The organism is Niallia nealsonii (assembly GCF_002835805.1).
Classification (GTDB): Bacteria; Bacillota; Bacilli; order Bacillales; family Cytobacillaceae; genus Niallia; species Niallia nealsonii.
Genome location: NZ_PISE01000032.1, coordinates 1 through 14,324, shown reverse-complemented (window position 1 = coordinate 14,324; position 14,324 = coordinate 1). Strand labels below are relative to the sequence as shown.

The 14,324-nt window shown below is 36.3% G+C and carries 14 protein-coding genes; all 14 read right to left on the bottom strand.

Features of this window, described 5'->3' with window-relative positions:
• Window positions 1-45 precede the first annotated feature (45 nt).
• Window positions 46-1,071 (bottom strand): stage II sporulation protein D, encoded by a 1,026-nt coding sequence (gene spoIID, locus CWS01_RS15225; RefSeq protein WP_101178049.1) that lies wholly within the window; start codon window positions 1,069-1,071, stop codon window positions 46-48.
• A 434-nt stretch (window positions 1,072-1,505) separates the two neighbouring features.
• Window positions 1,506-2,813, bottom strand: coding sequence for a UDP-N-acetylglucosamine 1-carboxyvinyltransferase (murA, locus tag CWS01_RS15220; protein WP_101178048.1), 1,308 nt, complete (start codon window positions 2,811-2,813; stop codon window positions 1,506-1,508).
• A gap of 33 nt (window positions 2,814-2,846) precedes the next feature.
• Window positions 2,847-3,551, bottom strand: a complete 705-nt coding sequence (locus tag CWS01_RS15215; RefSeq protein WP_157827670.1) for a YwmB family TATA-box binding protein — start codon at window positions 3,549-3,551, stop codon at window positions 2,847-2,849.
• A gap of 248 nt (window positions 3,552-3,799) precedes the next feature.
• The gene (locus CWS01_RS15210; protein WP_101178046.1) at window positions 3,800-4,036 is read right to left on the bottom strand and encodes a DUF1146 family protein; all 237 of its coding nucleotides are present in this window, start codon (window positions 4,034-4,036) and stop codon (window positions 3,800-3,802) included.
• A 512-nt stretch (window positions 4,037-4,548) separates the two neighbouring features.
• Complete coding sequence (locus tag CWS01_RS15205) at window positions 4,549-4,956, bottom strand: F0F1 ATP synthase subunit epsilon (RefSeq protein ID WP_101178045.1); 408 nt, start codon at window positions 4,954-4,956, stop codon at window positions 4,549-4,551.
• A gap of 21 nt (window positions 4,957-4,977) precedes the next feature.
• The gene (gene atpD, locus CWS01_RS15200) at window positions 4,978-6,384 is read right to left on the bottom strand and encodes a F0F1 ATP synthase subunit beta (RefSeq protein ID WP_101178044.1); all 1,407 of its coding nucleotides are present in this window, start codon (window positions 6,382-6,384) and stop codon (window positions 4,978-4,980) included.
• Window positions 6,385-6,519: 135 nt separating this feature from the next.
• Window positions 6,520-7,380: an ATP synthase F1 subunit gamma gene (atpG, locus tag CWS01_RS15195; RefSeq protein ID WP_101178043.1), complete on the bottom strand. Its 861-nt coding sequence runs from the start codon at window positions 7,378-7,380 to the stop codon at window positions 6,520-6,522.
• Between the two features lie 32 nt (window positions 7,381-7,412).
• The gene (gene atpA, locus CWS01_RS15190; protein WP_101178042.1) at window positions 7,413-8,921 is read right to left on the bottom strand and encodes a F0F1 ATP synthase subunit alpha; all 1,509 of its coding nucleotides are present in this window, start codon (window positions 8,919-8,921) and stop codon (window positions 7,413-7,415) included.
• A gap of 25 nt (window positions 8,922-8,946) precedes the next feature.
• Window positions 8,947-9,483: a F0F1 ATP synthase subunit delta gene (locus tag CWS01_RS15185; RefSeq protein WP_101178041.1), complete on the bottom strand. Its 537-nt coding sequence runs from the start codon at window positions 9,481-9,483 to the stop codon at window positions 8,947-8,949.
• Entirely contained in the window at window positions 9,480-10,013 is a 534-nt protein-coding gene (locus CWS01_RS15180; protein WP_101178040.1) for a F0F1 ATP synthase subunit B, read from the bottom strand. The genes CWS01_RS15185 and CWS01_RS15180 overlap by 4 nt, the downstream gene beginning before the upstream one ends.
• 106 nt (window positions 10,014-10,119) lie before the next feature.
• Window positions 10,120-10,332: a F0F1 ATP synthase subunit C gene (gene atpE, locus CWS01_RS15175; protein WP_027323467.1), complete on the bottom strand. Its 213-nt coding sequence runs from the start codon at window positions 10,330-10,332 to the stop codon at window positions 10,120-10,122.
• Window positions 10,333-10,398: 66 nt separating this feature from the next.
• Entirely contained in the window at window positions 10,399-11,121 is a 723-nt protein-coding gene (gene atpB / locus CWS01_RS15170) for a F0F1 ATP synthase subunit A (protein WP_101178039.1), read from the bottom strand.
• 6 nt (window positions 11,122-11,127) lie between these two features.
• On the bottom strand, window positions 11,128-11,517 hold the full coding sequence (locus CWS01_RS15165; RefSeq protein ID WP_101178038.1) for an ATP synthase subunit I: 390 nt from the start codon (window positions 11,515-11,517) through the stop codon (window positions 11,128-11,130).
• Window positions 11,518-12,026: 509 nt separating this feature from the next.
• On the bottom strand, window positions 12,027-14,252 hold the full coding sequence (locus CWS01_RS15160) for a S8 family serine peptidase (RefSeq protein ID WP_328588925.1): 2,226 nt from the start codon (window positions 14,250-14,252) through the stop codon (window positions 12,027-12,029).
• Window positions 14,253-14,324 lie beyond the last annotated feature (72 nt).

Below are 14,324 nucleotides of genomic sequence, written 5' to 3'. Positions count from 1 at the left end.
TGCTGCTTTTTTATTTTCTAGTTGATATGGTCTTTTTTGAACTGATTATTTTCGCGCTGTGTATTTTGCTAATAAATTATCTGCTTTTGATAATTGAACACCTTTATAATAGTACTTAACAATATCTTCATAAGACTTTCCTTCTGCTGCCATCCCATTTGCACCATACTGACTCATTCCAACTCCGTGCCCATACCCCTCTGTTGTAATGATGATATCATTGCCTTTTCTAACCCATGTAAAGTCTGTTGATTTTAAATCTAATTTTGTTCTAATTTCTTTTCCAGTTAACACTTTTCCGCTTATATTTACTTTAGCAACACGCTTTCCTTCTGTTTTTTCTGTTATTTCTCCTATCGCTTTGCTATTAGATAAAGTCACACCTAACTTTTGTTCAAATTCTGCTACAGATATTACTTTTCTCCCGTTATATTTAGGAGACTTTTTATCCCATGGACTTGCTACACTTGTTAAATAAGGAATATCATTTGGCCAAATAGCACTAGAATTTTCTGTATACCCATTACTAGTAGAAAAAAAAGTGGCATCAATTGGTGTTCCATCATATGTAAGAATCTGCCCAGATGTAGCTTTAACAGCCTCTTTAATTTTTTTCATCTTCCACTCATAATCCGAAGCTTTCCAAATCTTCTTTAATTCATCACTGCTTTTGTAAACTTGATAATTTACAGAATCTCCAACTACTGCTCCCTGGGGAAGACTTATGGAATTGCCGCTAGCCAGCTTCTTGACGATATATGTTCTGGCAGTTAGAGCTTGTGCCTTTAAAGCTTCTACTTCGAAGTCTGCAGGCATTTCAGATGCTACTACCCCTGCTACATAATCATCTAATGCTAGCTTTTCTACCTTCTTTTGTGCTTCTCTATAAACCGCAACTTCTACAGATGGCTCTGACGATTTTTTGGGCTGTATAGTTTCCTCCTGCACATTCTCTCCTAATTTTCCACTCACCTTTTCTTCCATAAAAGGTAGTACTAAAATGGATGGTATTAATAAAGTAATGGCAAACAGAATTACTCCTAGTACGATGAAAGGTTTGATTTTAATCATGTCTTAGCCTCCATATGAAAGAAAATAAAAGAATACGCAATGAATCTCTCTAAACCATTCATATGGGCTAAAACAAGCATTTATGCCAAGAAAATAAGATCCTTTATAATAAGATATCTACCTTGATATTCTAAAAAAAGCTTGAAAACATATTATTTAAATAGTATGATTTTTCTAACAATTATTACTAAACAGCAGGTTATTCCTTTTGGCAATATTCCCTTATAGATCAATAACGCCCCTTTAAGGCCCTTTAGTTATAAAGAGACATCAACTTATTCAAAAAGCTTTAGGAGCTGTTAAATCGTATTTTAACGAGATTTCCTACTGACTTGCAATTTAGTATTGCGCTACAGGATAATTCTTTAGAAAATAAAAAAACCGCAAACCTAATTTATCTAATTCCAGATAAATAAAGTTTGCAGTATTATTGTTTAAGCATTCAAATCAGCCACATATGCAGCAGTTAATGTTACCTCTTCTTCTTCTGTTACTCTTTCAATATCTGCTCCTAATGCAGCCAGTTTTTCATGAAAATCAACATAACCACGATCTAAGTGTTTTAGCTCTGTTACACGTGTAATGCCTTCTGCAACAAGACCAGAAAGAATTAATGCAGCCGCAGCGCGAAGATCAGTTGCTGCCACTTCAGCACCTTGTAAATTGATTGGTCCATTCATAATAACAGAACGGCCTTCAATTTTTACATCGCCATTCATGCGTCTAAATTCTTCTACATGCATAAAACGATTTTCAAAAACTGTTTCTGTAATCATGCTAGTTCCTTTTGCCCGAAGCAATAATGCCATCATTTGTGATTGCATATCTGTTGGGAATCCAGGATGTGGCATTGTTTTAATATCTACAGCTTTTAAGTTTTCTGCACTTACTACACGAATGCCATCTTCCTCTTCTTTGAAAACTACACCCATTTCTTCCATTTTTGCGATTAAAGAAGATAAGTGTTCTGGAACTGCTCCTTGAACAAGAACATCGCCGCCTGTAATAGCAGCAGCTACTAAAAATGTCCCAGCTTCTATTCTGTCCGGAATAATTGTATGCTCCGCACCAAATAATACGTCTACCCCTTCAATGCGAAGTGTACCAGTACCTGCACCTTTTACTTTTGCTCCCATTTTATTTAAGAAATTAGCCAAGTCTACAATTTCTGGTTCTTTTGCAACATTTTCAATAATAGTAGTTCCTTTAGCTAAAGTTGCAGCCATCATTATATTTTCAGTAGCTCCAACACTTGGGAAATCTAAATAGATTTTTGCACCTTGTAGGCGATCTTCAACAGATGCCTCAATAAAGCCATTACCAACCTGTACTTTTGCTCCCATTGCTTCAAAGCCTTTTAGATGTTGATCGATTGGTCTTGATCCGATTGCACAACCACCCGGTAATGCAACTCTTGCGCGACCATTTCTTGCAAGTAATGATCCCATTACTAAAACAGACGCTCTCATTTTACTAACATACTCAAACGGTGCCTCTACGCTTAACTCTTTTGATGCGTCTACAACTACTTCGTTATTCTTAAATTGCACTTCTGCATTTAAAAATCTTAATACTTCATTTATTGTATAAACATCTGAAAGAGTTGGAACTGATTTTATTACACTTTTTCCATCACTTGCTAATAATGTAGCGGCGATTACAGGCAAAACGGCATTCTTTGCGCCTTCTACTTTAACCGTTCCATTTAACCTTTTTCCGCCGCGGACGATGATTTTATCCAAAGTCTATTCCCCTCCGCGTCCAATATCTCTATATTAATATTCAATCGTTATGATGGGTGTGCCAACTATAAAGGTAGTCTTACCGCCCATTCCTTGTTTTCTTATCCCTACTTGTACATTTATTGCCTGATTACCATTATTAATTTCTTCTTTAAAAACCGGACTATAGGCAGAAGCCGATATAAATTCATCTTCTTCTAGCGCCTCAATTTGCTTTGCTTGAAATAACTTTAAAAAATGGTTGACATAATAAGGCAAAGCCTCATTAATCTTATCATTGAATTCGCCTTTTATACAAGAGAAAATTGTGGGTTTCTCCTGAAATATCGCAGAAATATTTGCCTGCATTTCCTTCTTTATCTCTTTCTTTCTAATTTCTGTTAAATCCTTCCCTTTTACCTCATATATAACATATGTTTGAGAAGGCTTAGTTGTTAAAGAAGTCGAAATAGTTATTGTTTTTTCAACTGTTTCATTAGAAGAAATAATAGCATGCAGCCCTTTGCTTTGCTCACTTTTTGATTCCTGCCATTTTAGTTCAGGAAATTTTTTATTTAAAGCTGTTTGATACTCTCTGGTGTCCGCATATGTTTGTGCGTTTTCCAATTTTTCTCTTGCATACAGAGACCATTCATTGATTGTAATATTTTTTTCCTTTTTCAAGTAATCATTTATAGTAAATAAATCTAGCTGTTCCTCGGCATTAGTGATGTTATTCCCAATTACAAGTGCAGACAAACCCATTAAGATAGTTAAAGTAATAAAAAATATTTTTTTCTCATCTATAATTCTCCCCTTGCTACCATTCTTTCCGTAGTGAAGGAATGCATACAAAGGAATTGTCGTTACTTTTTGACAAGAATATATTTTTAAAAAATACTTATACTATTTTTATACACATGCAAAATGAATTGTACTGAAAAAAAACCAAAATGAAAACATGTATGAAGACCTATATTTGCATGTAAATTTATCCTTTTTTCTTTTTATTGCATAATTAATGGCAATTGCTTAGACCAATTTAAATAATCTAAGAAAAAATTGCTAACAATAGATCCAATAATAATAGACAATAATACATACAAAACCCTTGCCTGAAATACTTTATTTGCGCGCAGGAATTTATCAAAATTTAATGATTGTAGTGCCCACCAGGCTAGCGCAATAAAACCAATATGGGTGATAATGCCTAATAATGCTTGCTGTCCAAAATCTGAGATCAACTAGATACATCCTCCCATCTAATTACTCCCTAACACTAACTCTTATTTGACGATTTAATCCTAAAAAAAGTTTCACCTTTTTTATATTTTCTTTTCTATTAACTGTCTTATTCTAGTAGAAAAATATTATTGCATAACAATCTAGTTTTTGTTTAATGCTTTCTATTATGCATAGTGCAGAATTAAATTTATAAAGTAAAACTACAATCAGCAGGGTCTTCGCGTCCCCCACTGATTGTAGTAGCCTGAGGCCTATGGATATAGGCCTCACAGACATTACCGCAGGACGGAGGTAACATATCTCTATACTTTAATATCAGGCTCTTACGAGCGGTTATCCCCCGCCTAGGTTTCTCATCTTCTCTTATCATCTTAAAGTGGAGATCGAAAGCCCGTTAATGCGTGATAAGAAGCACAAACAAAAACGAACTAGGAATACTTGCCTTTTTGTATATATCACAAAAAATACCTCTCGATTGCCATATATAGACAAAGAGAGGTATTTATTATTGTTAATATTTTTTTTCTACAATGGATATACGATTCATTGCACGTTTTAGAGCAAGTTCTGCACGGTGAAAATCTACATGTTCATTTTTTTGTTCATATAATCTTTTTTCAGCACGTTCCTTAGCTCGTAAAGCACGATCATAATCAATTTTTCCCGCAGTTTCAGCAGACTGGGCAAGAACAGTAACTTGATCTGGACGAACTTCTAAAATTCCTCCATTAACAGCAATATATTCGGAAGTTTTATCCTTCTTCAATTGTACTGCCCCAATTTTTAATGGAGCAACCATCGGAATATGACCAGCCAGTATTCCTAGCTCTCCACTTTCTGCTTTTGCGATAACCATTTCAACATCTGACTCATGCACCGGGCCATCAGGAGTTACTACATTGACTTTAATCGTCTTCATTTCTACCCCTCCTGATTAATGTTAAACTTCAACACCCATTTTTTTTGCATTTTCAACTGCTTCTTCAATGCGTCCTACTAAACGGAAAGCATCTTCTGGAAGGTGATCGTATTTTCCTCCAAGGATATCTTTAAATCCTTTTACTGTTTCTTTTACTGGTACATATGATCCTTTCTGACCCGTAAATTGTTCAGCCACATGGAAGTTTTGTGATAAGAAAAATTGAATTCTTCTTGCACGGTGTACAACTAGTTTATCTTCATCATTTAACTCATCCATACCAAGGATACTAATAATATCTTGAAGCTCTCTATAGCGTTGTAATGTTGATTGTACTTGACGAGCAATACTATAATGCTCTTCGCCTACAATTTCTGGAGACAATGCGCGAGAAGTAGAAGCCAACGGATCTACTGCTGGATAAATCCCCATTTCCGTTAATTTACGTTCAAGGTTTGTTGTGGCATCTAAGTGAGCAAATGTTGTAGCTGGAGCCGGATCCGTATAGTCATCCGCTGGTACATAAATTGCTTGAATAGATGTTACAGAACCAACGCTTGTTGATGTAATACGCTCTTGTAATCTACCCATCTCTGTTGCAAGAGTCGGCTGATACCCAACCGCTGAAGGCATACGGCCAAGAAGGGCTGAAACTTCAGAACCAGCTTGAGTGAAACGGAAAATATTATCAATAAAGAATAATACATCCTGTCCTTGCTCATCACGGAAATATTCTGCCATTGTTAATCCTGTTAACGCAACACGCATACGTGCACCAGGCGGCTCATTCATTTGTCCGAATACCATCGCTGTTTTTTTGATTACACCTGAGTCAGTCATCTCATGATAAAGGTCATTTCCTTCACGAGTACGTTCACCAACACCAGCAAATACAGAAATACCGCCATGCTCTTGAGCGATGTTATTAATCAATTCTTGGATTAGAACCGTTTTACCTACACCAGCTCCACCAAACAATCCAATTTTCCCACCTTTGATATAAGGCGCAAGCAAGTCTACTACTTTAATACCAGTCTCTAAAATTTCAATTTGTGTAGAAAGCTGTTCGAATTTTGGAGCCTCTCTATGAATAGAATCACGTCTTGCTGAAGCAGGAATTGCTGGATCTAAGTCAATTGTATCTCCTAATACGTTAAATACACGGCCTAATGTTACATCCCCAACAGGAACTGAAATTGATTTTCCCGTATCTTCTACTTGTGTACCTCTTGTTACGCCATCTGTTGAAGACATTGCAATAGTACGTACTGTGTTATCGCCTAAATGAAGGGCCACTTCAAGAGTTAAATCGATATTAGAGTCGTTGCTAACTACTTTTAATGCGTTATTAATATCCGGTAAATGGCCTCCGTCGAACTTAACGTCAACAACTGGTCCCATTACTTGAAGAACTCGTCCTAAGCTCATTCTATTCCCTCCTAAACCTTTTCTGAAAGCGAGAATGCCCAAAACATTTTTTCCGTTTCATGACTTTTTCTTATCTATCAATAAAGTCATAAGCCCAAACTAATTTCAGGCATCCTCTTTCCTATTGCTAGGAACCTATTCTAACGCCGCAGCTCCACCAACAATTTCCGTAATCTCTTGTGTAATTGCAGCTTGTCGCGCACGGTTGTAAACCAAACTTAAATCATTAATTATTTCCTTCGCATTATCAGTAGAGTTTTTCATAGCTGTCATCCGCGCAGAATGCTCACTTGCCTTACTGTCTAATAATGCACCGTATATTAAACTTTCTGCATATTGCGGCAGTAATACATCCAAGATTTCTTCTGCTGACGGCTCAAACTCATATGATGTCAACTTCACTTCTGTATTTCCTGCATCAGTCAGTGGAAGAATTTTATTCTCCACAACATCCTGCTGAATAGCACTTACATAATGGCTATAAAACATATTTAGTTCATCAAAAGTTCCGTCCGCAAACATGCCAACAGATTTGCTAGCAACGTCCTTAATATCTAAGAAATCCGGTAAATCCGGTAGGCCAATGACATCTAAAACAATGTTATGATCTTGTTTAGCTAGAAAATCACGACCTAATCTACCAATAACGATAACAGCATACTCATCCTTTGACTGATGACGTTCTTTTATCGTTTGGTTTAGCTTTCTTAGCACATTACTATTATAGGCTCCTGCCAACCCACGTTCTGATGTAATAATAATATATCCTGTTTTTTTGACAGGTCTAGCCACAAGCATTGGATGAGACGCACCTGCACTACCTGCTGCAACAGAGTGTGTGACTTCTTCTATTTTCGTCATATATGGAGCAAAAGCTTTTACATTTAATACAGCTTTATTCATTTTAGCTGAATAAACCATTTGCATGGCTTTTGTTATTTGGCTCGTTTTTTTTGTAGAATTTATACGAGATTTTATATCACGCAATGATGCCAACGGTTCTCACCACCATTCATAAGTTTATCCTCTTACTCTGATGCTACAAACGATTTTTTAAACTCATTAATAGCAGCTACCATATCCTCGTCAGCTGGAAGTTCCTTTGTTGACACAATATGATCTAATAAATTTTTACGGTTATGATCTAACCAAGTTAAAAACTCTTCTTCAAAACGTGTAATATCTTGAACTGGAATATCATCAAGGAAGCCGCGTGTAAGAGCATAAAGAATCGCTACTTGTTTTTCTACCTTTAATGGTTTATTTAAATCTTGTTTAAGCACCTCTACTGTACGTGCTCCTCGATTTAATTTATCTTGTGTGGCTTTATCTAAATCAGATCCGAATTGAGCAAATGATTCTAGCTCACGGTATGATGCAAGATCAAGGCGCAAAGTACCTGCTACTTTTTTCATTGCTTTAATCTGCGCTGAACCACCAACACGTGATACAGATAAACCAGCATTTATCGCAGGACGAACTCCTGAGAAGAATAAGTCAGACTGCAAGAAAATTTGACCATCTGTAATCGATATTACGTTGGTTGGAATATATGCAGATACATCACCTGCTTGTGTTTCAATAAAAGGAAGTGCAGTAATAGAACCGCCACCTTTTGCATCACTTAATTTTGCAGCGCGCTCTAATAAACGTGAATGCAGGTAGAAAACATCACCTGGATATGCTTCACGACCTGGAGGACGACGTAATAATAATGATAATTCACGGTAAGCAGATGCTTGTTTTGATAAATCATCATACACGATAAGCACGTGTTTGCCGTTATACATAAACTCTTCACCCATTGCTACACCAGCATATGGAGCTAAGTATAATAACGGAGCCGGTTGAGAAGCAGATGCCGTTACTACGATAGAATAGTCTAGTGCGCCATGTTTACGAAGTGTTTCAACTGCATTCCGCACTGTAGATTCTTTTTGCCCAATCGCTACATATATACAAATCATATCTTGATCTTTTTGGTTAAGAATGGTATCAATTGCTACAGATGTTTTACCAGTTTGGCGGTCACCAATAATAAGCTCACGCTGTCCTCGTCCAATTGGAACAAGTGCATCGATTGCCTTAATACCTGTTTGAAGTGGTTCACTAACAGATTTACGATCCATAACACCAGGAGCTAAAAATTCAATTGGTCTCGTTTTAGTTGTATTAATTGGTCCAAGTCCATCTACTGGTTGTCCCAATGAGTTAACAACACGTCCAACTAATTCTTCTCCTACAGGAACTTCCATAATTCTTCCTGTACGACGCACTTCGTCTCCTTCACGAATATCTGTGAAAGGACCAAGAATAATAATACCTACGTTGCTTTCTTCTAAGTTTTGAGCCAATCCCATTACACCAGTTGAAAATTCAACAAGCTCACCAGCCATACAATTATCGAGACCATGAACACGTGCGATACCGTCACCAATACTAATAACCGTACCTACTTCACTTACCTGAACTTCAGATTGGTAATTTTCGATTTGCTTTTTTATCAGAGCACTAATTTCTTCTGCTTTGATGCTCATGCGTTTCACCCCTATCCAAAAAATACTATCCTAGTAATTGTCGTTGTAGACGATTCAGCTTGCCTTGCAGGCTGCCGTCAAATATTTGATTGCCTATTCGAACGATAATTCCACCTAATAGGTTGGAATCTACTATATTTTCAATATTAAGCGATACTTTGCCTACTTTAGCCGCAAATGAAGCGGAAATTTCTGTCCGTTCCTCATTTGTCAACGGTCTCACCGAATATACTATTGCATCGGCTATTCCTTTTTCTTCATTTATTAATTGAAGAAAATGATCACATATGCCAAGAATATAGTCTTCACGGTGACGATCAATCAATAGCATCAATAAGTTCTGTACATGACTGCTTGCCGAAGCAAAGCCTTCTCTAATGATCTCCTTTTTTTGCTCTAATGAGATATTAGGAGACTTTAGAACTTGATGCAATTCAGTTGAATCAGTCACTAATGCTTTTACAACACGAACTTCCTCTTCCAATTGATCTACGTTACCATTCTCTTTTGCGATTTGGAAAAGGGCTAAAGCGTAGCGCTTTGAAACTCCTATATCCATCATCGTTTTTCGCCTACCTCTTGTATGTAATCATGTATAAGCTTCTCTTGATCTTGTTCATTCAATTCTTTTTCAATAACTTTTGAAGCGATTAATACAGATAGTGACGTTACCTGATCGCGAATTGCAGCAACTGCTTTTTCCTTTTGCTGCTCAATTTCAAGCAATGCAGAATTTTTAATGCGCTCTGCGTCTTGTTTAGCATCAGCAATAATGGTTTCTCGTTGCGCATCGCCTTGAGCTTTTGCTTTTTCCATTAAGTTTTGTGCATCTACTCTTGCTTCTTTTAATAATGCACGCTGTTCTTCTAAAAGTTTTGCAGCTTCCAAGCGGCTTTTTTCTGCTGCTTCTATTTCATTTGCCACAAACTCTTCTCTTTGTTTCATGATGCCCATTAATGGACCCCAAGCAAATTTCTTCAACAACGCAAGAAGAACGATAAACATAACTAGCTGAAAAATTATATCTCCACCATTTATTCCATGATGGGCCGCACCGTCTGCAGCACCTAGAACTAAACTGTTCATTAACACTTGGTTCACTCCCTTCAATACTTTACCATCTTATATTTCTAGAACATAAAGGAAAGGCGAAGTTCTTTTTAGAAGATTCTCTTCGCCAATAAGATAGAATTATGAATTAACGGTTTAATACCATGAATGCAATTACAACCCCGATAATTGGAAGTGCTTCTACTAAAGCAACCCCGATAAACATTGTTGTTTGAAGTAAACCGCGTGCTTCTGGTTGACGAGCGATACCTTCTACTGTACGACCTACGATTAATCCGTTACCAATACCTGCTCCTACTGCTGCTAAACCAATTGCGATTGCTGCTGCTATTAGATTCATTTTATTTCCTCCTAATTTATAATTTCATTTATTTTTTGTTTTGCCTTTTATAGAAAAGGGTATATATTAATGGTCATGACTAACTTTATGAGACATGTAAACCATTGTTAACATTGTAAAGATGTACGCTTGAATGGTACCAACAAATATAGAGAAAGCTTGCCATACAAGTGTTAGAGGGATAGCAGCTATAAAACCAGCTATTCCTACCGAAGCTAAAGACCCTACTAAAAGAGACAGTAGCAATTCCCCTGCATAAATATTACCGTAGAGACGCAAACCTAGAGTAAGCGTATTTGCAAACTCTTCTATGATTTTTAAAGGGAATAGAAATTTCATTGGACTGACAAACGTTTTTGAATATTCTTTTAATCCTCTTTGTTTAATACCATAGTAATGGGTAAGCACAATAATCATTACAGCAAGTGTTAATGTAATAGTAGGATCAGCTGTTGGCGATTTCCACCAAAGAACCCCATCTAGTACAATAGCAAATGGTAATCCTAGCATATTTGATACAAAAATATAGAATATTACAGTGATCCCTAATATATGGAATTTGCCACCATCTTTCCAGTCCATTGTACTGTTAATGATGTTTTTCACAAAATCCATTACCCACTCCATAAAATTCTGGAGGCCTGTAGGTTTTAATGCAAGTGTGCGTGTTGCAAGAACTGCTATTAGAAATACAATTGCACTCGCAATGGTAATCATTAAAACATTTGCTAGATTAAACTGCAAAAAATCAATTCCAAACAAATGGTATATCTGTTCTTTATGTTCCAATCATGTTCACCTCTCTTTTTTGTTACTACCTATTTGAATAGTATTTATTAAAAAATCTATCATAATGACAACATAAGAAGTCATTAATCCAATAACCACACTAATTAGATGAATTTGTTCTGGAAACTCTAATGCTAGCGCCACACCAAAAACAGCTGCAGCCATTCGCGAAAGCATTCCTAGCGAGCGGGTTTTTTTGCCCTCATCAATTGCTTTACTGAATTTCCCCATTCTTCTGACTAGTAAAAACATGTTGAAAAAGCTTAAACCAGTCCCAATAATCAGCCCTAAAAAAACTGGCTGGAACGGGGTCAAAGCCCACCCTATTAAATATAAAGACAGCAAAAATGATATGTATTTACTTTGTCTTTTAAGCATTTGCTTAATTTCAAGCATAGTTAGCCAATCTCCTGATCACTTTCTTTCTGCAAGAATAGGTTGTCATTGAATAGCAGTTATTACAAGCCTTTTTCCAGAAAAAACTCCTAAAGAAAATAGTAATCCCTCAAAATCCAAAATATTTTTTGTCAAAATTTGTACGTTTCGAGGGGAAAATAAGCTGAAAACCCTGTCATTCTCTCCTTTGTAAGCATACAATAAGCTAATGTCAATGTCAATTAGTATTAACAACGTGAAAACGCTACAATCATATATTTCACAATATATTTATTATACTACTATTGAAAGCGGATACCACATTTTCACGCTTTTCATTCTGGTGAAAATAAGCAGGTTTTAAAAATTAATAATAGATAGTTTTTTTCGCTGCATAATCTGTTTAGTATTCCCTCTTTTTATGAAGAACAAAAAGGCATGCAGCAATTCTTGCTGACTACTTTTTTTATTCTATCACGATTTTTTTAAAATTCTATGGATTTGAGAATAAATTCACATACTTTTAAGATTTATTCATATTTTTTCCCTGCTGGTATCGTTAATTCGGACTTGATTTCATCCTCTTTTCCTGACTTTTTCGCAAAAACTATCATCAAATAGTTTCCTGGCGCAGGAAAGTTTTTTTTGCTTATTTTTGTTTTCAATAATCCTCTTCCTACATTTTTCTTCCAATCTAAAAATTGCACAAATGTTAAACTCTCCTTATCAAAAAGGGCAATCCCAAACTCTTCTGCTCCCCCAGGCAGATATACTTCATACTCATATGTCTTTTCTTTACTATTTTTTGTTAATTCAAACCCCATCACTCTTGGATAATTAGGTTCTTCTAGTACATATAAATAAGGAATTTGCACTTTTTGGCTGCCCGCTACCATTTCTATTACTCCATCTTGAAGATTTTTTTGAACAACGTGACGGTCTAACCTCATGGTGATTGGCAGTTTTTTTGTTTCTCCTGCTTGCAAGCTAAAAGAAAAGGGCATTTTCCAGCTTATACCTGCTTGCTTTTTCGGGATTGCAAAAGAAATTTTTTCTAGTGTATTTCCGACATTTTTCACTGTGATAAATGCTGTATGTTCATGTAATTGATCCACTAAATGAAACTTTCCAAAGCGCAGCGAACCTGGCATTACTAAAGTATTTGCTTGAATAGCCTCATCCACTTGAATCCTTCCAGCTCCTTGTTCATATACTTTATACCTGTTATTTTCTCTATCCATTATTGGTTTTGCTGTATTCATTAGCGCTGCCTTTACTTCTTCCGGTTTCCAATTAGGATGTGCTTCTAATAAAAGTGCGCATGCTCCAGCAACATGGGGAGCTGCCATGCTTGTACCTTGTAAAGCCATATATCCGCCTGGAACAGTGCTATTTATCACAACTCCTGGAGCAAGGATATCGGGTTTTATATCCCAAGTCGTTGTTACAGGTCCTCTTGAACTGAAATCGGCTAGTATATCTTTTTCCCATTTAGACTCTATCTTTACGAACAGCGAACCTTTTTTCATTTTTTCACTAATAAGAAGTCCCTCTTTTTTTGTTATTCCAGCTACCGGTATAGACAATTCTTGCTCTAGACTGCCTATTAAAGGCCCAGCCTCATTATTATAAATAAGCACAGCTTTTGCACCAGCACTAATAGCATTTTTCACTTTTTCTGTAAAAGTAATTCCCCCTCTTTTTATTAAAGCCAACTTATCTTTTGCGTTTTTTAAATTTTCTTTTTCTCCTATCCCTCCATCCATCATCTCCAATGCTGAAAAACTATTCCAATCTACACTATTTTTCATATTGTTTAAAATGAGTTTTTTATCATCAATTTCGATATAGTCTGTCTTTATATTCGGAGTGGAGGCACCAACAGAAATCGCTTTACTTGCTGTTCCAGGAGATCCAACTGTCCAATCAAGAGGTCCCGAATTTCCCGCAGCAGCTACCGCAATAATCCCTTTTTCCACTACCTTGTTTAAAGCAGCGCTAATAGGCAAATCTGGTCCATTCACTTCGCTTCCTAAAGACAGATTGACAATATCCACTTTATCTTTTATAGCTTGTTCAATCGCAGCTAAAATTTGTTCAGTTGTACCAGTTCCCCCAGGACCAAGTGCTCGATATGCAATAATTTCTGCATTTGGAGCCACTCCTTTAATTTTCCCATCTGCCGCAATAATCCCCGCTACATGAGTGCCGTGGAGTGTATTTTTCACTCCTTTGCCAACTGTCTCCATTGGGTACTTATCTTTGTCAATAAAATCCCAGCCACCTTTAAAGTTTTTGCGTAAATCAGGGTGCTGATAATCAATGCCTGTATCAATTACACCAATTTTCACTCCTTTCCCTGTCAATGGTTTAGACTTGTTTTGCAAGGTTGAGCTAATAGGGTCTGCACCGATCAGCTGAACCGGATTCTCTTCTTCTGCAGAATATGTTTGCACTTCTGAAACTATTTCTACAGCCTGTTCTTTTTTTAGCTTTTGAATTTCTCCTAGATGACCTTCAACTGAAAAACCATTAAATATTTCGTGAAAATTTGTTCGGATGGTTAGATTTTTATATTTTTTTAACATCCTCTCTATTTCCTGAGTGGAGTAGTTGTCTTTGGTTTTCACAATGGCTATTTTTTTTTCATAGGGATTATCCTGTGGCAAAGAAGGATAATCCAAAGTTTTTGCATAGACATTCAACGTCCACATAAAAAAAAATAAAATGATACTAAACAAAAAAAATTTTCTCACCAAAACATTCTCCTCCTATTTTTATATGTAAAATACCGATCCTTGCACTTTTATATACAAAAAAATTCTTCT